A 23,222-nucleotide genomic window follows, 5' to 3' on the forward strand; every position below is an offset into this window, starting at 1 on the left:
TGGAAGGTGCGTGCCTCCTACCACGCGAAAAGCGAGCAGCTTGGAACGGAAATCAACTACTTCCAGAAGCAACAAAGTTTAAGAAAACAGCCTTTTATAAAGAATCTAAACTTTGTTCTATGTCACCCCAAATATCTTCCCATGCTTCTAAACCAACCGATAAACGCAGAAGCTGATTACTGATTCCCATCTGAAGACGATTCTCCTCAGGTACGACAGCGTGCGTCATCGTAGCAGGATGCTGGATGAGTGTTTCTGCATCTCCAAGACTAACTGCGATTTTAATGAGTCTTAATGCATTCATGAATTTTTGTGCGACCACTTTATCTCCTTTTATTTCGAAACTGATCAGACCGCCCGCGTTTAACATTTGTTTGTTCGCAAGCTCGTATTGAGGAAAATCAGAATCACCCGGATACAAAACTCGATTTACAGCAGGGTGTTTCTTTAACAAGTCTGCCAGCTTTTTTGCATTATCACAATGACGGTCCATTCGAACAGGAAGTGTTTTGATTCCTCTTAAAAGCAACCAGGCATCAAAAGGAGACATTACTCCACCAATATCCTTTTGAGTGGTCATAGCAAGATGGCTCATCAATTCTTGCTTTCCAACCGCTAGACCTCCTATTACATCCCCATGTCCACATAAATATTTCGTGGCACTGTGCAAAACGATATCACAGCCTAATTCAAGTGGACGCTGTAGATAAGGAGAGGAAAACGTATTATCTACAACTACTGGAATATTAAATTCTTTTGCAATTCTTGCCACCATACTTAAATCAACAAGTTTCATCGTCGGGTTTATCGGAGATTCAATATATATGACTGTTGTATGGTCGTTAATTGCTGACCGTATTGATTCCTCATCGTTCATCGAATGAAAGTTGTGTGTAATATGATACTTTTCTTCCATAAGCTGAAGCAGGCCAAAGGTACAACCATAAACTCCTTCAGAACAGAGGATATGATCACCTGTTTTCGTTAAACCGAGAAGAATAGCTGACACGGCAGCCATACCGGAACCAAACGCTAGACCTTTCTCCCCTTTTTCCATCGCTGCTATTCGCTCTTCTAACATCGCGACGGTAGGATTGCTAAGTCTAGAATAGATATATCCTTCCTGTTCACCTGCAAACCGTGCTGCACCCGTTTCAGCACTGTCAAATACAAAAGTTGAAGTTTGAAAAATCGGAGGAGCCAAACTCCCATTATGTTGTTCTGCATTATACCCTTTGTGAATCACATCTGTTTCAAAGCGTTTTGTGTCCATTTTTACTTCTCCTTTGAAGGCAATATAAAATGTAAGCGCTTTCTTAAACATATCATATATGAATTTTCATGTTTTTACAATTTGTCCCTGAAAATGTTTTATGTATTTATAGATAGAGTTGACACGGTATAACAAAAAAGCTTATACTATTCTTTGTGTAAAATAAGCGGCACTGTGTCCATCATTTGTTTTTATTTTGTACCCTGGTTTTCATTAATCCGGGAACATCTCGTAGCTTCATGGCTGCTGAAGTGAAGATGTTTTTCATACAAAATATGCTCATGAAAAGGCCATAGTCACTGTTGTTGTTTTAACACAAACAAACATGTGAAGGAGGAGTCAATAATGGCTCGATATACAGGTTCAACATGGAAAGTTTCTCGTCGTCTTGGAATTTCTCTAAGCGGAACTGGGAAAGAACTTTCTAAGCGTCCATACGCACCAGGACAACATGGTCCAACTCAACGTAAAAAAATCTCTGAATACGGTTTACAATTACAAGAGAAGCAAAAGCTTCGTTACATGTACGGTGTAAACGAGCGTCAATTCCGCCGCATTTTTGATGATGCTGGTAAAATGACTGGTATCCACGGTGAAAACTTCATGATTCTTTTAGAATCTCGTTTAGATAACGTAGTTTACCGTCTTGGTCTTGCTCGCACGCGTCGTGCTTCTCGTCAACTAGTAAATCACGGTCACATCACAGTAAACGGAAAGCGTGTTGATATCGCTTCTTACCGTCTATCTGCTGGAGATGTAATCGGTGTTCGTGAAAAATCTCGTAACTCATCTGCTATTAAAGAAGCGATCGAAGTAAACAACTTCGTACCTGATTTCTTAACATTTGATGAAAACAAATTGGAAGGTACTTTCACTCGCTTACCAGAGCGTTCTGAACTTCCTGCTGAGATCACAGAACAACTTATCGTTGAATACTACTCTCGTTAATAAGAGTGAAGAAACCCCTAACACCTTTTCTAAAGGCATTAGGGGTTTTTCTTATTTTGTAGACCTATAGAAGTTCCTTAAACTTACTTGCCTGTGACTCCAACTGTCTCGCAGAAGTTTCGATACCTAAGAACTCTTGCATCGCTTGTTCGATCAATTGTTTGTTATTGGTTATCCCTTCTTGCGATCGGTGAGTCACATCATTGATCTTGTTTATCTCGCCAGTGATTCCTGAAATATGTGCATTCACTTCTTGGATAGAGTCTTGCACGCGATTAGCCAGTTTTCTAACCTCAACCGCCACAACGTTAAATCCTCTTCCATGATCACCAGCTCGAGCTGCTTCTATAGCTGCGTTCAACGCTAACAAATTGGTTTGTGCCGCAATTTCACGAATCGTTTTTACAATATCTTCTATAGAAGTAGCTTGCTTTTTCAGAGATTCTAATATAGATAAATTCTGTTGGGATTCAGACACTAATTTTTCGGTAGATAATGAAATCTCATTACTTTTCTTTAATCCTTCTTCCGCTCGTGTAAGCAATTCTAGGGACATCTGTTGAAGGTCGGAAGCAACCCTGATCGTATTATTTTCTCTATTCGTAATATCTGTTGCAATCTTTACCACAGCTGTCACTTTATGATTTTCATCCAGAACAGGTGTATACGTAGCTTCTAACCAAATCAAACGCTTTGACTTCGTTACACGTTGAATCTTTTCTTGAAATGTTTTACCTTCTCTTAGACTTCGCCAAAACCGATCATACTCACCGCTTCGCAAAAACTCTTCTGTGCAAAATTGCTTATGGACCAAAAACGGCATCTCATCAACATGGTATTCCACCGTTGTTGCAAAATTTTCATTTGCCCATAGTACTTTTCCATGAGGGTCAAATTCAATCATGGCTACTGATCGATCAATCGCTGCCAGTACAGCACTTTCATTCAATACTTGTGAGCTCTTCGTAGAACTGTTGTTGCTTAATGTAATCATTGATGCATCCCCATTTTTTAGTATTTATTTCTAATATTATACTACTAAGGAACTAATTACTAACGAAATGTTCTATAGATATAATAAAAAAATCCACACATCATACTGTGTGGATTTCGGCTTATTATTGAATGAGTAAAGTATGAATCAATCTACTTCTTTCCCCATACTTTCTTGTAAAATGTAGAACCATTGCTCGCGTGTTAGCGGTAAGTTTGCTGCATTTATCGCTGCCTCAATACGATTCATTTTTCCGCTACCAACAATCGGCATGATCTGTGCCGGGTGATTCAACAGCCATGCATAAGCTACTTCATCAATAGATGAGGCTTCTGTTTCACTAGCGACTATTTCTATAGCCTTTTTCACTCGTACCGCTTTTTCATCTTTACCATTAAACAATCTTCCTCCAGCAAGCGGAGACCAAGCCATCGGTCTAACTTTTTCTTTTTGAAGGTGATTGATCGTGCCATCAAAGAAAGACTGTTCATGAAGAACGGACAACTCGATCTGATTCGTTACAAGTGGTCCATCATACTCATTTTGCAGCATTTCCATTTGTTTAGGTGTGAAGTTAGAAACACCGAAATGTCTCACTTTCCCCTCTTTTCTTAAGATGTGAAACGCTTCTGCTGTTTCAGCTGGGTCCATAAACGGATCTGGGCGATGAATCAATAGTACATCTACAAAGTCTGTGTTCATTTTTTTCAATGAATTTTCTGCAGAAGCGATGATGTGTTCTTTACTCGTATCATAAGATTTAATCGTATGATGTGGACGGTTTTCAGAAATGAGTTTAATACCACACTTAGTCACGATCTGCATTTCATGTCGTAAGGATGGTTTAAGAGCTAGGGCTTGTCCAAACAGCTCTTCACACATGTAATTACCATAAATATCAGCATGATCAAACGTTGTAATTCCTGCCTCTATACATCTTTCTATAAGTGAAAGAAGCTCTTCGGGAGAGAGATTCCATTCTGCTAAACGCCAATGTCCGTGAACGATCTGTGAAAACTGAAGGTCTTCTGCTAATTGAATTCTTTTCACAACAAACACATCCTTTAATAAAATTAGATAGGAACCCTGCTACGATTGGGTTCCTATCCTTCATTTTAATATCTGATCAACGTGTATTTTTTCTTTCCGCGACGGATGATCACAAACTTATTTTCAATGCGGTCTTTTTCACCAATCATATATGCTGTATCTTGAATCTTTTCACCGTTGATTGATACAGCTCCGTTTGTTACATCTTCTCTTGCTTGCCGTTTAGATGGAGAAATCTTCGCATCAACAAGCAGATCTACAATGTTTAAGTCCTCCGTATTCGTTGCGTTAAATGACGGAACATCCTTGAAACCTTGTTCGATCTCAGCAGCCGTTAAGTCAGACAGATTTCCACTGAAGAGTGCTTCAGTGATTTTTACTGCTTGTTTGTATGCTGCTTCACCGTGAACTAAAGTTGTTACTTCTCGTCCTAACGCTTTTTGCGCCTCACGTTTTTCTGGCGCTTCAGCTAAGGATTTTTCAAGAGCTACAATTTCTTCTTTAGATAAGAATGTAAAGTATTTTAGCCAGTTGATTACATCAGCATCTGCTGCGTTTACCCAGAACTGGTAGAACTCGTATGGAGTCGTTTTTTCTGCATCTAACCAGATCGTTCCTGATGCTGTTTTACCAAACTTCGTTCCATCCGCTTTTGTGATTAACGGAATCGTTAGTCCGAAAGCCTTTTCTTCCTCGCCAGAACGACGAATCAATTCCATACCAGCTGTAATATTACCCCACTGGTCACTTCCACCTATTTGAAGTTTTACGTTTTCTTTTTGGAAGAGGTTAAGAAAATCATACGATTGTAAAATCATGTATGAGAACTCGGTAAAAGAGATACCCGCTTCTAATCGAGAGTCAACAGAATCCTTGGCAAGCATGTAATTAACTGAGAAATTCTTTCCAACGTCACGAAGAAACTCGATCATTGTAAGTTGACTTAACCACTCATAGTTATTCACTGTCTTAGCAGGATTGTTTTCTCTTTCAAAATCAAGAAGTCTAGAAAGCTGATTTTTAATTTTATTTGTCCATTGAACAACAATCTCAGCTTCGTTCAATGTTCTTTCTGTTTGTCTACCACTTGGATCACCAATCAAACCTGTTCCACCGCCAACTAGCGCAAAAGGCTGATGTCCAGCTTCTTGAAATCGTTTAAGTGTGAGAATCGGTAAAAGGTTTCCAATGTGCAGGCTGTCTGCAGTTGGATCAAATCCGCAATAAAGCTTTACGATTCCGTTTTCAAGTTCTTTTTGCAATCCCTCTTGATCTGTTACTTGATTAAGAAGACCTCTAAATTCTAGATCTTGTAGAATATTCATTCCTATCTTTCCTTTCGTTGTTTAATGACAATAAAAAAAGTCCCTCTCCAGTTGGAAAGGGACGTGATGACAATCTCGCGGTACCACCCTAATTAAAAGCCCCAAAAAAGGCTTTTCACTTCATTTCGTAACGGTTTTATCCGTTCTCTGCTACTTAACGTTCACAGAGACAGCTCCAGGAGGTAATTCACAGCATGCCTTTGCACTGGTTCGCATCAACCACCAGCTTTCTGAAACAGGGAGACACCTGCTACTCATTCCTATCTTCGCTTTCAACATATAATAATCTTCATTTATTTTTACCACATAGTTGAATTTCATGTCAATCTTCATCTTCAAAAACGGTGTTCTATCATAAATCGACCTTATGTTATAATACACGAGGGGGAGGGATTACCAAATGATGTCTCGTTTTGATGAATTGAAGCAAAAATGGGAGAAATTTGTCCACTTTTTGAAAGAAAAAGGAATTATTCGAACAGCACGAATTACATATAACGTCACATGGAACATGTTCTTGATTGTAACTGTATTACTTATCCTCGGTGGTGTTTTCGCAGCAGGTGTAGGAGCTGGTTTCTTCGCTTCTCTTGTAAAAGACGAACCCGTGCGAGCTCACACTTCTATGAAAGAAGATATCTACAACTATGAAGAAACGAGTACCGCTTATTTCGCTAACAAAACATATCTAGGAAAGCTTCAATCTGATTTGGATAGGCAAGAGATCAGTTTAAAAGAAGTATCTCCTTATGTTTTAAAAGCTGTTATATCAACAGAGGATCAATATTTTTATGAACATGAGGGTGTTGTGCCAAAAGCAATATTCCGCGCCATGTTCCAAGAGTTTTCAGGTGCTTCTGTTGTAACAGGTGGAAGTACGCTAACTCAACAACTAATTAAAAATCAAATTCTAACGAATGAAGTATCTTTTGATCGAAAAGCAAAAGAAATTTTATTAGCAATGAGACTTGAAAAAGTACTCAAGAAAGATGAAATCTTAGAAGCTTACTTAAACATCGTACCTTATGGAAGAAACTCGTCAGGTAGAAACGTTGCTGGTATACAAGCTGCTGCAGAAGGTGTCTTTGGAGTACCTGCATCCAAGCTGAATTTAGCTCAATCCGCATACCTATCTGGACTACCAAAGAACCCTTTCGTTTATACCCCTTTTAATAAAGGTGGGGAGCAAAAGAAAGACATGTCTGCCGGCATAAAACGTATGCAAACTGTTCTAAGCCGCATGTTATCTGCCGGGTCTATTACACAAGCAGAATATGATGAAGCAATGAAATATGATATTAAAAAGAACCTAACAACTAAAAAGCAATCTTCATATGAGAGATATCCATACTTGACTGTTGAAATCCAAAGACGAACAGTGGATTTACTGACAAAGTTGAACGCTGAAAAAGATGGAAAAAAACTAAGCGATCTAAATGCTGAGGAATTAAAAGAGTATGAGGATAATGCCCGAACTCAAGTTAGGCAAAAGGGAATTAAAATTTTCACAACCATCGATCAAAAAATATACGATGATATGCAGCAAGTAGTGAAAAATGATAATTTATTCGGTCCTGCTAATCAATACGTGTATAACAGCAGAGGCCAAAGAATTAAACTTGATAAGCCTGAACCTGAAGAAGTCGGTGCAACTTTGATAGAAAATAAGACAGGAAAGATCATCAGTTTTGTTGGAGGACGTGATTTTAACCGCGAACAAACCAACCATGCGATGAGAGCTCCTCGTCAAAACGGATCAACGATGAAACCATTGCTTGCTTATTCTTACGCATTGGAAACAGGTAAAGTTCAACCAGGTTCAATCGTTCCTGATACACCAATTGCATTAGGAACATGGAAGCCAAATAACTATGATATGGATTTCGATGGTCTAGTATCAGTTCGACATTCTTTAAAAAAATCAAGAAACATACCAGCTATTAAATCTTATCAACGTGTAGATCATATGAAAGCTACCGAGAAACTAATGCAGATGGGTGTAACGAGCCTTACGAAAGGCGATCGTACACAAAATGCAATGGCTCTGGGTGCCTTAGATGTCGGTATTACAGTTGAAGAAAACGTTAACGCTTTCTCTACCTTCGCAAACGGAGGAAATTTTGTTGATGCATATATGATTGAACGCATTGAATCTAATGATGGTGAAGTCATCTACCAACATAAGAGTGAAGCGAAACCAGTATATAGTCCACAAACATCCTATCTATTAATTGACATGATGAGAGATGTTCTGTCTTCTGGAACGGCATCAGGTGTTCCTCGCAAACTAGCTTTCCAATCAGATTGGGCTGGTAAAACAGGAACAACAAATGCGGATAAAGACTCATGGTTTGTTGCATCAAATCCTAACGTAACGTTCGGTGTTTGGATTGGTTATGATACTCCAGCTGACCTAGCGGGTAACACCGGGCAAAGAAACCAAACAATATGGGCACAACTTATAAATGCGGCTTATAAACATTCACCACAGCTCGTAGACGCTGAAAAGCAATTCGCAATGCCTTCAGGAATCGTACGTCGTGAGATCTGTGGAATATCGGGTAAACTGCCTTCTGATCTTTGTCGAAGTGCTGGACTCGTAACGACTGATCTGTTTAATGCGAAGTTCACACCTAATGAAGTGGACGACACACTCACAAAAGGTCGTTATGTGCTTGTAGGCGATGCGAAATATAAAGCACTTCCTTCAACACCACAAGAGTTTACAAAAGATGGTGTTCTGATTAAGGAAGAGTTCCTCCGCGAACTTGGATTAGAAGCGCTAAACAAATTAACGAATACAACGAATCTATTGAACAACATTGTTCCTGAAAAAGAGTTAAAAGAGAACGGCAAAGTTCCTTCCGCTGTTGCGGGCGCAAAAATGTCGGATGGCGTGCTTTCTTGGGCGTCACATGGAGAGAATGATGTAATTGGTTACCGCATCTATCACTCTTCAGATGGTACATCATTTAAGAAGATCGGTTCTGTAACCGCTGATAAAACTTCTGCAAAAGTTCCTGCCGGAGTCGTTTATGTTACAGCAGTGGATATTGCTGGCAAAGAATCTCCCGCACAGACAAAAGTTCAGGTCGGTGAAAAGAAACCACCAGCTGAGCCACCAACACCTCCAACAGAAGGAGATGGAGATAAGCCTGGTAAGCCTGATGAGCCACAAGATCCACCGCCGCCACCAACTGAACCTACAGATCCTGGCACTGGTGATCCGCCACCAGCCACAACACAAAATAATAATAAGAAAAAACCCTCGAATTGATTCGAGGGTTTTTCATTGTTATTAATCTTCCATCGTAGAAAGATCACCTGTCGGTAGATCAAGTTCCCACGCTTTAAGAACACGACGCATAATCTTACCGCTTCTTGTCTTCGGAAGCTTATCACGGAATTCTATTTCACGTGGTGCCGCATGTGCAGCAAGACCAGCTTTTACAAAACTACGGATTTCCTCGATCAGCTCATCACTTGCTTCATAGCCAGAACGAAGGGCGATGAACGCCTTAATAATCTCGCCTCGAACAGGATCGGGTTTTCCGATAACACCGGCTTCCGCAACAGCAGGGTGTTCTACGAGTTTACTTTCCACTTCAAACGGCCCGACTCGTTCTCCAGAAGTCATGATAACATCATCAATTCTACCTTGGAACCAGAAGTAGCCATCTTCATCCATATAAGCAGAATCTCCGGAAACATACCAACCACCTGGCGTGAAATATGAATCATATTTTTCAGGATTGTTCCAGATTGCTCGCATCATGGACGGCCATCCTTTTTTGATAGCAAGATTGCCCATACGATATGGTGGTAAGATGTTATCTTGGTCGTCAATGATCGCTGCTTCTATCCCTGGGAACGGTTTACCCATCGAACCAGGTTTAATTTCCATCGCTGGGTAGTTGCTGATTAACTGACCACCTGTTTCCGTCATCCACCAGTTATCATGTATCCGTAAGTTAAACACCTTCATTCCCCATCTAACGACCTCGGGGTTAAGAGGTTCACCTACACTTAAAATATGTCGAAGTGAAGACATATCAAATTTCTTTACCACTTCGTCTCCAGCGCCCATCAACATACGAAAAGCAGTTGGAGCACTGTACCAGATCGTTACACCATAATTTTCAATCGTTCCATACCAATCTTCAGGAGAGAAACGCCCCCCGCGAATGACACTTGATGTACCGTTCAACCATGGCCCGAATATGCCATAAGAAGTTCCTGTCACCCAGCCCGGATCTGCCGTACACCAGTAAACATCATCTTCTTTTAGATCAAGTACCCATTTTGAAGTTTGGAAATGCTGAAGCATCGCATTATGAACATGAAGCACACCTTTTGGTTTCCCTGTCGATCCAGACGTATAGTGAAGGATTAATCCATCTTCACGATCCACCCATTCAATATCTAGATCCTTCGATGCTTTTTTCATACGATCAAAATAATTTACATATGGTCCCTCTTCTTTAATATCTTCTCCTACCAAAATAACATTCTTCAATTTTGGCAGTTCATCAACCGGGACACGCTCTAATAGCGATGGCGTGGTAACAAGCACTTTTGCCTCACTATCTTCAAGTCTGTCTCTTACTGCCCCCTCCATGAATGCTTCAAACAATGGGCCAACGATTGCTCCGAGCTTGATTGCTCCAAGGAAAGTAAAGTAAAGTTCAGGTGAACGCGGCATGAAGATGAAGACGCGATCTCCTTTTTCAACACCTATTTGGCGTAACATATTCCCCGCTTTGTTAGACATCTCTTTCATGTCTTTAAACGTATACTTCTCATCTCTTTTTTGATCTGAAAAGTAGAGTGCTACTTTGTTTTTACGATGGGATGCTGCATGACGGTCTATAGCTTCATATGCCATATTAACTCGTCCTGTCTTGTGCCAGGAGAATTCTTTTTCAATGTCTTTCCAATCAAATGCTCCGTATGTAGCCTCATAATCTTGTAGATTAAAATCACCTTTTATAATCGGAAGCGCTTCCAGTTTCATTGCCAAATCTCCCTTCCCTTTTGAATATCCCTTTAATTATATCATATTATCTAAATTTTTTAACTTATTAGAACTATCTATAAAAACCGTTATGTAAACCCTTACAACATGGTTTTATGATGTATAATAGAAGTTGGAAACCAACCTAGGTGGTGTAAAAATGAAACATACGAAAACATACAACTGTGTAGCACTAAAAACGAGTCATGGAACCATTACCGTCGAAGGACCTGTATCAGCAGAAACGTTAGAAGGTCTTTCTTTCCATGAAGATCTAAAAGCATTCAGGCCAGCTCAAGAGCAAAAAAAAGCAGTTACCGAAATCGCGAGGCTAGCCGAAGGAAGAATCATTATCGCAAGAAATAAAGATACCATAGTAGGTTATGTTACATATGTCTATCCTGATCCATTAGAACGCTGGTCAGAAGGAAACATGGAAAATCTATTAGAACTAGGTGCGATAGAAGTCATTCCTGATTATCGAAACTTTAAAGTTGGAAAAACACTATTAAAAGTTTCCATGATGGATGATGCCATGGAAGACTATATTATTATCACAACAGAATACTATTGGCACTGGGACTTAAAAGGAACGAAACTATCCGTTTGGGATTACCGAAAAGTCATGGAAAAGATGATGAATGCAGGTGACCTTGAGTATATGGCAACAGATGATCCTGAAATTAGTTCGCACCCAGCCAATTGTTTGATGGTCCGTATCGGAAATAGAATCGACTTAGACACGATTCAACAGTTTGACCGGCTGCGTTTTAAGAATCGTTTTATGTACTAATAAACTTTTAGGATGTTTTTCTTTTACTTCAAATGCAATTTGATTGAAGCGCAAGGTTGCCGACTCCTATGAGACGAGCGGTCAGGTGAGACTCCTAAAGGCGTATAACGGCAGGAGGCTCACCGCACGCCCCATGGAAAGCGAGTAATCTGGAGCGGAAATCAACTACTTTCATGAGCAACAGTGTATACGAAAACAGCATAATAAAAACATCACTTTATAGAGAGAAATCAAATGGGAGTGTTACATATGATCGTTCAAAATATGATGCAAAAGAATGTTGTAACGATTCATGAAAGCGAGACGATCGGTACAGCCATTCAACTAATGCTAGAAAAAGATGTTCGAAACTTGCCTGTCATTGATAACAACGGAGATCTACTAGGACTGGTTACAGATCGTGAAGTGAAGGATGCCAGTCCATCTATTTTTCACCAAAACGAACATCCAGAAGATTTTGAGAAGCCTGTTTCAAGCATTATGAAACAAGCTACCTTTTCAGCTCATCCTTTCGATATCGCAGAAGAACTTTCCACGATTTTTTATGAACATAATGTAAGCTGTATTCCTGTACTTGAAGAGACGAAGTTAGTTGGTCTAGTAACTGAACGAGAGATGCTTCATGCTTTTATCTTATTAACAGGTACTCATCAACCGGGGTCTCATCTAGAGGTAGCCGTCCCGAACGAGTCTGGTGAACTGGCTAAGGTTGCGAGTGTGTTGAAAGATTTTCACTTGAACATCAGCTCTGTCCTTGTCTATCCGTCTCATAATGAGCGAGAAAAGATTATCGTATTTCGCGTTGGTACGATGAACCCGCTTCCGGTCATCGAACACTTGATTGAAAACGGCTATGAAGTGAAGTGGCCACCTGTTCCGGGTGAACGCGATGAAAAATGATTCCGTTTTTGTTTATTCACCAGATCTTTTAGGATATAAGTTCAGTGACACCCACCCTTTCAATCAGCTTAGAGTACAACTTGCTTATGAGTTGTTAAGAGATTCAGGGTGTTTGGATGACGATCAGATTGTCTTACCTAGACAAGCGACAGATGAAGAGATCATGATGATTCATGATTCAGGGTATGTGGAAGCCGTAAAGCAGGCTGGAAAAGGACAGCTTAACCGTGAGATCGCTCTAAACTATGGACTTGGTACAGAAGATACACCCATTTTTCCAAATATGCATGAAGCCAGCAGTTGGATCGTCGGTGCTACTCTTACAGCTGTAGATCATGTCATGGAAGGAAAGTCCAAGCATGCTCTTAGCCTCAGCGGTGGACTTCATCACGGATTTAGAGGCAAAGCTTCTGGATTCTGTATCTATAATGACAGTTCAATCGCAATCGAATATATGAAACGAAAATATAATGCTCGTGTTTTATATGTCGATACGGATGCCCATCATGGTGATGGTGTGCAGTGGGCTTTTTATGATGATCCAGATGTTTGCACACTTTCCATACACGAAACAGGACGCTACTTATTTCCTGGAACAGGATCAATCCATGAAAAAGGAGCTGGCAAAGGGTATGGCTTCTCCTTTAATGTTCCTGTTGATGCCTTTACAGAAGATGAATCCTTCTTAGAGTGCTATGAAAGAAGTTTGTGGGAAGTTGCAGATTTTTTTAAACCGGACGTCATCATTACCCAAAATGGTGTTGATGCTCATTATTATGATCCTTTGACTCATTTGTCCGTAACGATGAAAACGTATACTGAAATTCCAAGGATCGCAAAGAAAGTCGCCGAAAAATATTGCGGCGGCCGCTGGATTGCAACAGGCGGTGGCGGTTATGATATTTGGCGTGTCGTTCCGAGGGCTTGGTCTTACCTTTGGTGTGTCATGAACGATCAAGCACCTTCCGGACAGATAGCAGAGAACTGGCTAAAGCGTTGGACGAGCGAGGCGAAACATCCGCTTCCTCCTACATGGGAAGATGAATCTGGAATCTATAAACCAATTCCAAGAAAAGAAGAGATCACTTCAAAAAACAGAGCAACATTGGAAAAAAGCTTATATTCCATTAAAAAGAGTTCATAAAAAAAGAGGACTATACCGTTTAGTCCTCTTTCTTTATACTTTTTGAGCCGGAAAACAGCTGTTCAAGCCATATTTTCTAACGAACATGTTCATAATTTCACGGTAATCAAAAATATATCCACGGTAAATAGAATTAAATTCACGGTAATGTAAATTAATTTCACGGATAAAAATTTTTAACCACTTTTCGACAAATCCATAAGACCTCATGACCCTCAACCAAAAAAACTGACCCGTCCATTGACGGGTCAGTTCTCCAAAGTCACATTCTATAATGATTCTATAATGCTTTCGACCATGTCTGACGAACGACGTGCAGCTAATGCGGTGAATTCAGCAAAGCTAGCTGGCGCTTCACCGTTTGCTTTATCAGAGATCGAACGGATGATCACGAACGGTACTTCATTTAAGAATGAAGCCTGAGCCACTGCTGACCCTTCCATTTCAATGCAAGTTCCATTGAAAAGAGCAGAATATACTTCAACCAGTTCTCGATCAGCGATAAACTGATCACCGCTCAGTACTTTTCCGATCTTCACTTTAGGTCCTTGTAATCTTTCTGCTGCTGTTTCTGCAAGTTTTACTAACTGAGCATCTGCTTTAAACTCAGAATCAAACGCGAACATCGGAATCGTTCCTTTTGGAAAGTCAGGGCTCAATGCAGATGCATCCATATCGTGCTGCATCGCACTTGATGAGATTACAATGTCTCCTACTTCAAGTTCAGGATCAAGTGCACCTGCTACTCCTGTAAAAAGAACATGAGTAACTTGAAAACGATCGATAAGAATCTGTGTGGTAATCGCTGCGTTAACTTTCCCTACGCCAGACTTACATAAAACGATCTCTTTGTTATGATGTGTACCTTCATAAAATTTATTTTGAGCAAAAACGCTCTCCCCATAAATATCCAGTGCTTCTTTCATATAAACGATTTCTTCGTCCATCGCACCGATGATGCCAATCCTCACTTCGCCCACCTCAACACTTCGTTATTGTTTTGTAGAATCTCTGAATTGAATACGATGAGGCAATACTACCGTATGTTCTTCAACTGTTTCTTTGTTCATTAGTTTTGTTAACAAGCGCATCGCTACAGCTCCGATATCATACATTGGCTGAACGACCGTTGATAATGTCGGACGCACCATAGTAGCAAGTCTTGTGTTGTCAAACCCGATCACTTCAATATCTTCTGGCACGCTCAAACCTCGGTCTTGTGCACCATGGATCACACCTAGTGCCATTTCATCCGTACCTACAAAGACAGCTGAAGGTTTGTTTCCACTGTCTAAGAAGCTTTCAATCGCTTCAATTCCAGAATCATATGTGTATTCACCAACGAATACTTGACTTTCATCAACCTTCTTACCGTGCTCTTCTAACGCTTTACGGTAACCGTTAAATTTGTAATAACCGTTGATCGGATCTTCTAATGGGCCAGTTACCATCGCAACAGAAGAATGACCTTTTTCAAGCAAGTGAGAAACTGCTTCATAAACAGCATTTTGATAATCGATGTTTACAGATGGAACTTCTTCGTTCATATCCACAGTAGCAGCCATTACGATCGGAACTGCCGCACGCTTGAATTCCTCTACATGCTCTTCTGTGATCTTCCCGCCCATAAATACAATTCCGTCCACTTGCTTACCTAGTAAAGTGTTTAACAGATGGATCTCTTTGTCCTTGTTCTGATCAGAGTTACAAAGGATAATGTTGTATTTATACATGGTGGCAATATCTTCAATCCCACGAGCTAATTCCGCAAAAAAGATGCTAGAGATATCCGGAATGATAACGCCGACCGTTGTTGTTTTCTTGCTTGCTAATCCCCTTGCTACTGCATTCGGGCGATAACCTAATCTTTCAATCGCTTCAAGTACTTTCTTTCTAGTAGATGGCTTGACGTTTGGGTTTCCGTTAACAACACGAGAAACCGTTGCCATTGAGACACCTGCCTCACGAGCTACATCATAAATTGTTGTATTCAAAAAAAATCCTCCTTATATACTGCATATCCGACAGCTATGTAATGCTATTATCATACGATAAAGTAGTAAAGTAGGCAATGAATAGAGACATGTTTCACTATTTATTCATACATTAAAAAAAGAATAAAATAAAATGAACCTATTTTACTTATTTTTGGCGAAAAAAGGCAGAATCATACGCTTTTTCAGAGTAGTTATTTGCATACAAAAAAACCGGCAGCTAAATCCTTAAGCTCACCGGTCCTATGTTGATCACTTATTAAACCATTTGATTGATTTTAAGAAAACGTGAGGAAACAAGTTCTTCAACAAATACTTGAAATTCTTCGATATTCATCTGCTGTGCAGCATCTGATAAAGCCACTGCTGGATCAGGATGTACTTCTGCCATCACGCCATCCGCTCCGATCGCAAAAGCTGCCTTCGCTGCTGGCAGGAGCAAATCTTTTCTCCCTGTTGAATGGGTGACATCTACAAACACAGGCAGATGGGTTTCTTGTTTTAAAATTGGTACGGCTGTAATATCTAATGTGTTTCGTGTTGCTCGTTCATACGTTCGAATCCCTCTTTCACAAAGGATGATCTGCCCGTTTCCTTGCGACATGATATACTCCGCAGAATTAATGAACTCCTCTAACGTTGCTGCCAGTCCTCTTTTTAATAGAACAGGCTTATTGAGCTTCCCTGCTGCTTTCAACAGCTCATAGTTCTGCATGTTTCGAGCACCAATTTGGATGATGTCTAAATACTCACACGCCATATCAAGGTCTTGTGGATGGACGATCTCACTGATCACCGCACAATTGTATTCATCTGCCACTTTTTTTAGAATTTGAAGTCCTTCCACACCTAATCCTTGGAAATCGTAAGGTGACGTTCGTGGTTTGAATGCTCCTCCTCGTAATAGTCTTACCCCATTCTTTGTAACAGCATCTGCTACAGAAGCTGTTTGTTCATAACTCTCTACAGCGCACGGCCCAGCAATCAAAATAGGATTTCCGTTTCCGATCTCCATCCCCTTAACAGAGATAACCGTATCTTCAGGTCTTTGCTTTCTAGAGACAAGAAGCTCCTTTTTATGATCTACTTCCTGTAATTCTAGACCTGCTTTAAATATTTCTTTAAAAAGATGCTGAAGAGTACTCGTTTCAAATGGCCCCTCATTATCTGTTGAAATGAGATCTAACATATGTCTTTCTCTAACAGGATCGTACTTCTTCATACCTTGATCTGATTTGATCTTACCGATCCGCTGAACAAGCTCACCACGTTTATTGATTATCGCTAATAACTCTTTATTCACATCATCAAGTTCTGCTCGTAACGTGTTTAATTCTAGATGATTCATATCTTAGCACCTCAGTATTTATATAATGTAAGAAATATGATACATTTCTAATAATTAGGACGTTTCTATCACTTATAAGACTACCTATACATCTATCGTAACAAAAAGAGGTGCCTTCGTGGACAAAAATCTTTTATTCGCATTAGATATCGGTACACGCTCCGTGGTCGGTATGATTTTAAAGCAGCATGAAAACGGAAAGTATGAAATTTTACATAAAAAAATGATCGAACATGAAGAGCGCTCTATGCTTGATGGCCAGATCCACCATATCCCTGCTGTTGCTAAAGTGATCAGGACTATAAAAAATCAGCTCGAACATGAAGTAGGTTCGCTTTCTAAAGTTTGTGTTGCTGCAGCAGGAAGAGCTCTTAAGACCGTGAAAGGCCGTTCTGAAAAAGATCTCTCACTTGGTGATATCACTTCAAATGAAGAAGTGATCCATATGGAACTTGCAGCGGTTCAGCAAGCTCAATATCAATTAGCGAGCTTATTAGATGAAAACTCCAATTTACTCTACGATTGCGTTGGATATTCTGTCCTTCATTATTATCTCGACGAGCAGGAGATCGGGAGCTTTATCGGTCAGCAAGGAAACAGAGCTAGTGTAGAAGTTATCGCTACATTTTTACCGAGAGTAGTTGTAGAGTCCTTAATGAAAGCTCTAGACGAAGCTGGCCTTGAAATGGAAGCTCTAACGTTAGAACCGATCGCAGCCATCAATGTGCTGATTCCGCCTTCTATGCGTAAGTTAAATGTAGCTCTTGTTGACATTGGAGCAGGTACTTCAGATATCGCGATAACTGCTCAAGGAACAGTTATTGCTTATGGTATGGTACCGGTCGCAGGGGATGAAATTACGGAAGCAGTCAGTTCTGAGTTTTTGTTGGATTTTCCTGTAGCTGAGCAGATTAAACGTTCGTTAACGCAAGAATCTGAAATAACATACACAGATATCTTAGGATTTCCATCCAAGAAAGTCACATCTGAAGTGATTTCAACGATAGCCTATTCGATCGACAATTTGGCAGAAGGAATTACAAATGAAGTCCTTCGCTTGAACGGCAAAGCACCACAGGCGATCATGCTTGTGGGAGGAGGCAGTTTAACACCTCTATTACGCGAGAAAGTCGCTGAAAAGCTTACCCTGCCAATCGAGCGAGTTGCGATTCGTGGTCTTAACGCCATCCAATCATTGATCCCATCATTAAAAGAAGATGGCCCTGAACTCGTAACACCTGTAGGTATCGGTATTGCGGCTAAAGAAAATCCGGTTAAATATGTAACCGTCTCTGTGAATGGAAAGACAATACGTTTATTTCAAGTAAAAAAACTTACGATCGGTGATGCCTTGATCGCTGGAGGAGCTGATCTTTCGAAACTTTACGGCAAACCTGGAATGGGATTGATGGTTTCTGTGAATGGGAAAGTGAAGATGTTTAAAGGAAAGATCGGTTCAGCTCCTACCATTGAGATGAATGGTGTTCCTTGCACGCTATCAGATGAAATCTTAGAGGGTGCAATCATCCATTATGAACCTGGAAATAACGGGGAGGATGCGGAAATCTCGATAAAAGACGCAATTGATGATCACTCTGTCAAAACGTTATGGGTGAACGGGGAAGCTGAGACATTTGAAACACATTATTATATAAATGAACAACGTGTATACGCCAATACTTTATTATCTGATAGAGATGATTGTTATTATCGCTTCCCTTCAACCCTTTCAGATATTTTTGATCTAAAAAAGTGGAGTAGCGAAACAAAGAATTTGGATTTTACTCTTTTTGTAGATGGTAAACCGCTCTCTCTTCCTACTACAATCACGAGTACGGTGCATCTAAACGATCTAAGTGTTACCCTTCATACAGAATGGAACGACGGAGATCGTTTAGATTATCAACGTTCTGAAGAAGAGCAAGTAACTTTGAAACATGTAACGAACGCACTAGACCTAAACCTTCATCAGTCATGTACGGTTATTTTTAATGAAGAAGAACTGACTCTTGTAAGACCACTCTATACGTTCTACCGTGAAGAGGAAAAACTGTGTAGCGATTCAGTTCTTCATAGTCAGGAAAGACTTTTGATGAAAAAGGCCAATCAACAACCGTTTATTTTTCAAGACGTTTTTACAGAAGTGGAACTTACACTTCAACCAAAACCAGGTGAGAGCCTGATTTTGTTAAAGAACGGAGAAAAAGCCGGCTTTCAAACCGAAATACAAACAGGTGATCAACTACTATTAAAATTTGAAGTACTAGTTTAAAAAGAAAAAAGCGTAGCAATTTCTGCTACGCTTTTGTTTTTTCGTTCGCTTGTGCAAGCTTCTTATTCGTAATATTCCAGTGTGAATCATGCCAAACCACGTTATTTCCATCGAAAATTAAAACTTGAGGAGATTCGTGCTTCACTCCTGTTTGCTCAGCAATCGCATTACTTAGTGGTCTTGAATCTTGCACGTTCAGATAATACAACGTTTCATTCTCGTTATCAGCTGCAAACTTTTGGAATTCTTTAAAAGCTTCATGACTTACGGGACATGTTGTACTGTTTTTCATCAAGATGATGCGGTTTCTTTGTTCTTTTACTAAATTCCAATCTTGTTCGTTTTGTAATTGAATGAGTGACATATCGATTTCTACCTCCATAATAAAAAGAAAAGAAAAAGAAACAAGTTCTTTTTCTTATCTTTTCATATTCACACCATACTTATCAATATTTTTGCTCTACTAATTCTTGCTCATTAGCAGGATCATAATCCAGCTTACCTTCATCTTGGATATCGTCTGTAATCTCACCATACAGTTCAGACGCGTTTTCTTCTTCTTTCGCACGCCACTTATCAATATCCTTGCGAAGGTTTGAAGTTAGATCTTTAACCTTTGTTGCGACTTGGTTCGATTGTTCAGATACGGTCTTAACAATGTTTGAGGATTTTTCACGAGCCAAATGAGAGATCTCATTACTTTTATCCTTTAAATAGACAGCTTGTTCATTCAGATCGCTTCGCAATTCCTTCCCTGCTTTAGGCGCTAATAATAGCGCTGCTGCAGCCCCTAACATGCCACCAACAAGAGCACCGATGATAAAATCTTTGCTATCAATGTTTTGATTGTTGTTGTTGCTCATTTACACTCCTCCTCTGGAATATTGATTTGTCGCTGTGTCAACCGCTGTGTCAACATTGGATTTTTTGAGTTTATATTTTTCCCATAAATTCAATGCTGCATTTCCCCATTGAACCGCTTGCGATATTTGTTTAGACTGTCGCTCTGTTTCAACCGTAATCTGGTCTGTTACTTTGCGGACAGATTGGTTCACCTTTTGAACGGATTGACCGAAATCCTGAACTGCAGAAAACACGTTGTTAAGAGAATCTGATTTCTTTTGAACATCCTCGGCTAACTGGTTTGTTTTATGTAACAAATCGGTTGTCTCGCGCGTTACGCCATCTAATTGCTTCTCTAGACTTTCTAGCGTTACCGCGACATGATTGAGGGTAATTTGTAATGATTTCAAAGCCCCTGATAAAAAATAAACAAGTACGACAAATGCAACTGCGACTAATGCTACACTGATTGAGATAATGATATCCATTATTCGAGACACCTCCTGAAAGTATATTATTGCTTTTTCCCGAGTTTTTATCAAAGGAAACGTGTTTTTTTATAGTATTCTTTACCACTTCATTAAAATCCTTTTCTAGAACATTACAAATTGTTTAAATTAAGTTAAAATAAAGAAGATATCAAATATATAGGGGGCTTCTTCAACATGAGAGATCCAAGAATTCAACAACTAGCAAAAAACTTGATTACATATTCAGTAAACCTGCAAAAAGGTGAAAAAGTATTGATTGAAAACTTCGGCCTGCAAAAAGAACTCGTGAACGCACTTGTTCAAGAAGCATATGCTGCTGGCGGTTTTCCATTCGTTCTACTAAAAGACCATTCTGTAATGCGCGCTCAATACACACAAGCAACTGAAGAACAAATGGAGATGATCGCTAAACACGAAGGTGATCTTATGAACCAGATGGATGCTTATATTGGTCTACGTTCAGGTGACAACATCAACGAAATGTCTGATGTACCTTCCGAAAAAATGGCGCTTTACGAAAAAACAATCTTTGCAATGCACCGTAAGATTCGTATCAAAAAGACGAAATGGTGTGTGCTTCGTTACCCGAACGCATCTATGGCACAATCTGCAAGCATGAGCACAGAAGCTTTCGAAGATTTCTATTTTGAAGTATGTAACCTTGATTATGGAAAAATGGATGACGCCATGACTGCACTAAAAGACCTCATGGATAAGACAGATAAAGTTCGCATCACAGGACCTGGAACAGATCTATCGTTCTCGATCAAAGATATTCCATCCATTAAATGTTCTGGACAAAACAACATTCCAGATGGTGAAGTGTTTACAGCTCCAGTTAAAGATTCTGTTAGCGGAACGATTTCTTATAACACGCCGTCACCATATAACGGTTTTACATTCGAAAATGTACAGCTAACGTTTGAGAACGGGAAGATTGTAAAAGCGACAGCTAACGATTCTGAGCGTATCAACAAGATTTTTGATACGGATGAAGGTTCTCGTTATGTAGGTGAATTTGCGATCGGTGTAAATCCGTTCATCAAGCATCCGATGAAAGATATTCTTTTCGATGAGAAGATCGACGGCAGCTTCCACTTTACGCCTGGTCAAGCGTATGAAGAGGCGTATAACGGAAATGAATCAAACATCCATTGGGATATGGTCATGATCCAACGTCCAGATTACGGTGGCGGAGAGATTTTCTTTGACGATGTGTTGATCCGTAAAGATGGTGTTTTCGTTCTACCTGAATTAGAGCAATTAAATCCTGAGAATTTAAAGTAATACTAGTAGAAAAGCTCATGTAAGTAGTTGATTTTCGTTCCAGGATGCTCGCTTTCCGAGGGGCGTGCGGTGAGCCTCCTAGCGCTCTGCGCTGTTAGGAGTCTCCCACCTTGCACTACAATCAACTTGTCAATGAAGCACAAGCCTTCACAGGTATAAACTTTCTCAAATTAATTAAAAGAAAATACAAAAAAAGACTTGCCGTCAGGCAAGTCTTTTTTTCTTAAGGTTTTGCAGTCAGTGTTTCCTCGTATGCTCTTTGGAATTTTTGAATATCTCCAGCACCCATGAACAATAAAACACCGTCATTGTATTTTTTTAGTACATCCACTTTATCTTCTGTAATGAATTGTGCGTTAGGGATTTTTTCTATCAAATTTTCGATCGAAAGATTCCCCGCATTCTCTCTTGCAGAACCAAAAATATCACATAGATAAACGTGATCTGCTTCACTTAAGGCTGCTGCAAATTCATCTAGAAACGTCTTTGTTCGTGTAAATGTATGTGGTTGGAAGATCGCTACCACTTCACGATTTTTATACTTATACTTTGTTGCTTCAATCGTTACTTTAATCTCAGTCGGATGATGAGCGTAGTCATCGATCAGAATTTGGTCACCTACTGATTTTTCAGAGAAACGTCTTTTAACCCCTGTGAAGCTCTTTAATTGCTCTTTAATGATATCCATCGGTAATGTTTCATAATGACAGATCGCAATGACTGCAAGGGCGTTCAAAACGTTATGTGTGCCGTATCCTGGAATCTGGAACGTCCCATAAAACGTGTTGCGAACAAATACATCAAATGTTGTTCCTTCATCACCACGATTAACATTCTTTGCTTGGAAATCATTATGATCACCAAAACCATAGAACACAACAGGTACTTGTGCATGAATTTCTTGAAGATTTGCATCATCACCACATGCGATGATTGCCTTTTTAACCTGCATCGCCATAGCCTGGAATGCACTGATTACATCTTTTAAATCAGAAAAATAATCAGGATGATCAAAATCAATGTTTGTGATTATCGCATAATCAGGATTATAAGATAAGAAATGTCTGCGATATTCACATGCTTCAAACACAAAGTATTCGCTGCCTTTGCTGCCTTTACCTGTTCCATCACCGATCAAATAGGAAGTAGGTTTTGCTGCACCTACAACATGTGCTAGTAATCCTGTAGTTGACGTTTTTCCGTGCGATCCCGTAACGGCGATCGATGTAAAGTTAGATAGATACTCTCCAAGAAAATGGTGATATCTATGAATAGGTATATTTTTTTCATTTGCAGCTTGAATCTCTTCATGCTGTTCGCCAAAAGCATTACCCGCGATAATCGTTTGACCTTCTTCAACGTTGTTCTTGTCAAACGGTAACACCGGTATGTTTTTCTCTTCAAGTGCTGTTTGAGTAAAGATATATTGCTCAATATCAGATCCTTGAACATCATGACCAGTGTCATGAAGGATTTGTGCCAACGGGCTCATTCCTGTCCCTTTAATTCCAATAAAATGGTATTTTGTCATGTATAGCCCTCCACA

The 23,222-nt window shown here is 39.8% G+C and carries 19 protein-coding genes and 1 other annotated feature; of the genes, 7 read left to right on the forward strand and 12 right to left on the reverse strand.

From position 1 onward, the window contains the following. Positions 1–94: 94 nt before the first annotated feature. A complete protein-coding gene (gene megL / locus IHV09_RS16900; protein ID WP_197265004.1) occupies positions 95–1,273 on the reverse strand; it encodes a methionine gamma-lyase in 1,179 nt (392 codons plus the stop codon). Positions 1,274–1,618: 345 nt separating this feature from the next. Between megL and rpsD the strand changes: the two genes are divergently transcribed. Beyond that, positions 1,619–2,221: a 30S ribosomal protein S4 gene (gene rpsD / locus IHV09_RS16905; RefSeq protein ID WP_191751958.1), complete on the forward strand. Its 603-nt coding sequence runs from the start codon at positions 1,619–1,621 to the stop codon at positions 2,219–2,221. Positions 2,222–2,285: 64 nt separating this feature from the next. Here rpsD and IHV09_RS22715 read toward each other — a convergent pair whose 3' ends face one another. From IHV09_RS22715 to tyrS, 3 genes are all read right to left on the reverse strand, one after another. Next, positions 2,286–3,215 (reverse strand): methyl-accepting chemotaxis protein, encoded by a 930-nt coding sequence (locus tag IHV09_RS22715; protein ID WP_197131651.1) that lies wholly within the window; start codon positions 3,213–3,215, stop codon positions 2,286–2,288. Between the two features lie 147 nt (positions 3,216–3,362). Then, the gene (locus IHV09_RS16915) at positions 3,363–4,265 is read right to left on the reverse strand and encodes an aldo/keto reductase (RefSeq protein WP_197265005.1); all 903 of its coding nucleotides are present in this window, start codon (positions 4,263–4,265) and stop codon (positions 3,363–3,365) included. Positions 4,266–4,330: 65 nt separating this feature from the next. Further along, positions 4,331–5,590, reverse strand: coding sequence for a tyrosine--tRNA ligase (tyrS, locus tag IHV09_RS16920; protein ID WP_197131655.1), 1,260 nt, complete (start codon positions 5,588–5,590; stop codon positions 4,331–4,333). 54 nt (positions 5,591–5,644) lie between these two features. Beyond that, positions 5,645–5,866: a binding site (T-box leader), on the reverse strand. Between the two features lie 124 nt (positions 5,867–5,990). On the opposite strand from tyrS, the gene IHV09_RS22720 reads away from it, so the two are divergent. Further along, positions 5,991–8,867: a transglycosylase domain-containing protein gene (locus IHV09_RS22720; protein WP_197265006.1), complete on the forward strand. Its 2,877-nt coding sequence runs from the start codon at positions 5,991–5,993 to the stop codon at positions 8,865–8,867. A gap of 21 nt (positions 8,868–8,888) precedes the next feature. Here IHV09_RS22720 and acsA read toward each other — a convergent pair whose 3' ends face one another. Further along, complete coding sequence (gene acsA, locus IHV09_RS16930) at positions 8,889–10,604, reverse strand: acetate--CoA ligase (protein WP_197131658.1); 1,716 nt, start codon at positions 10,602–10,604, stop codon at positions 8,889–8,891. A gap of 160 nt (positions 10,605–10,764) precedes the next feature. On the opposite strand from acsA, the gene IHV09_RS16935 reads away from it, so the two are divergent. The 3 genes from IHV09_RS16935 to IHV09_RS16945 all read left to right on the forward strand — a co-directional run bounded on the left by IHV09_RS16935 (position 10,765) and on the right by IHV09_RS16945 (position 13,441). Beyond that, entirely contained in the window at positions 10,765–11,397 is a 633-nt protein-coding gene (locus IHV09_RS16935; protein ID WP_197265007.1) for a GNAT family N-acetyltransferase, read from the forward strand. A gap of 249 nt (positions 11,398–11,646) precedes the next feature. After that, positions 11,647–12,297 (forward strand): acetoin utilization AcuB family protein, encoded by a 651-nt coding sequence (locus tag IHV09_RS16940; RefSeq protein WP_197189585.1) that lies wholly within the window; start codon positions 11,647–11,649, stop codon positions 12,295–12,297. After that, the gene (locus IHV09_RS16945) at positions 12,287–13,441 is read left to right on the forward strand and encodes an acetoin utilization protein AcuC (protein WP_197265008.1); all 1,155 of its coding nucleotides are present in this window, start codon (positions 12,287–12,289) and stop codon (positions 13,439–13,441) included. The genes IHV09_RS16940 and IHV09_RS16945 overlap by 11 nt, the downstream gene beginning before the upstream one ends. A 269-nt stretch (positions 13,442–13,710) precedes the next feature. On the opposite strand, the gene IHV09_RS16950 is transcribed toward IHV09_RS16945, so the two are convergent. The 3 genes from IHV09_RS16950 to IHV09_RS16960 form a co-directional block, all read right to left on the reverse strand. Beyond that, entirely contained in the window at positions 13,711–14,412 is a 702-nt protein-coding gene (locus tag IHV09_RS16950; RefSeq protein WP_197131667.1) for a 5'-methylthioadenosine/adenosylhomocysteine nucleosidase, read from the reverse strand. A 21-nt stretch (positions 14,413–14,433) separates the two neighbouring features. Then, complete coding sequence (ccpA, locus tag IHV09_RS16955; RefSeq protein WP_197131669.1) at positions 14,434–15,435, reverse strand: catabolite control protein A; 1,002 nt, start codon at positions 15,433–15,435, stop codon at positions 14,434–14,436. Between the two features lie 259 nt (positions 15,436–15,694). Further along, complete coding sequence (locus IHV09_RS16960) at positions 15,695–16,783, reverse strand: bifunctional 3-deoxy-7-phosphoheptulonate synthase/chorismate mutase (RefSeq protein WP_197265009.1); 1,089 nt, start codon at positions 16,781–16,783, stop codon at positions 15,695–15,697. A 118-nt stretch (positions 16,784–16,901) separates the two neighbouring features. Here IHV09_RS16960 and IHV09_RS16965 point away from each other — a divergent pair, with 118 nt between their 5' ends. Next, positions 16,902–19,055, forward strand: coding sequence for a cell division protein FtsA (locus tag IHV09_RS16965; protein ID WP_197265010.1), 2,154 nt, complete (start codon positions 16,902–16,904; stop codon positions 19,053–19,055). A 25-nt stretch (positions 19,056–19,080) separates the two neighbouring features. Here the strand turns inward: IHV09_RS16965 and ytxJ are convergent, their stop codons facing one another. The 3 genes from ytxJ to IHV09_RS16980 form a co-directional block, all read right to left on the reverse strand. Then, positions 19,081–19,419, reverse strand: coding sequence for a bacillithiol system redox-active protein YtxJ (gene ytxJ / locus IHV09_RS16970; protein WP_197131683.1), 339 nt, complete (start codon positions 19,417–19,419; stop codon positions 19,081–19,083). An 82-nt stretch (positions 19,420–19,501) separates the two neighbouring features. After that, the gene (locus IHV09_RS16975; protein WP_191751970.1) at positions 19,502–19,918 is read right to left on the reverse strand and encodes a YtxH domain-containing protein; all 417 of its coding nucleotides are present in this window, start codon (positions 19,916–19,918) and stop codon (positions 19,502–19,504) included. After that, entirely contained in the window at positions 19,919–20,386 is a 468-nt protein-coding gene (locus IHV09_RS16980) for a DUF948 domain-containing protein (RefSeq protein ID WP_197265011.1), read from the reverse strand. A 177-nt stretch (positions 20,387–20,563) separates the two neighbouring features. On the opposite strand from IHV09_RS16980, the gene IHV09_RS16985 reads away from it, so the two are divergent. Next, on the forward strand, positions 20,564–21,676 hold the full coding sequence (locus tag IHV09_RS16985) for an aminopeptidase (RefSeq protein ID WP_197131689.1): 1,113 nt from the start codon (positions 20,564–20,566) through the stop codon (positions 21,674–21,676). Between the two features lie 223 nt (positions 21,677–21,899). Here IHV09_RS16985 and murC read toward each other — a convergent pair whose 3' ends face one another. Then, the gene (gene murC / locus IHV09_RS16990) at positions 21,900–23,207 is read right to left on the reverse strand and encodes a UDP-N-acetylmuramate--L-alanine ligase (protein ID WP_197131692.1); all 1,308 of its coding nucleotides are present in this window, start codon (positions 23,205–23,207) and stop codon (positions 21,900–21,902) included. Between the last annotated feature and the right edge of the window lie 15 nt (positions 23,208–23,222).

This window comes from Fictibacillus sp. 23RED33 (assembly GCF_015903925.1).
GTDB classification, from domain to species: domain Bacteria; phylum Bacillota; class Bacilli; order Bacillales; family Fictibacillaceae; genus Fictibacillus; species Fictibacillus phosphorivorans.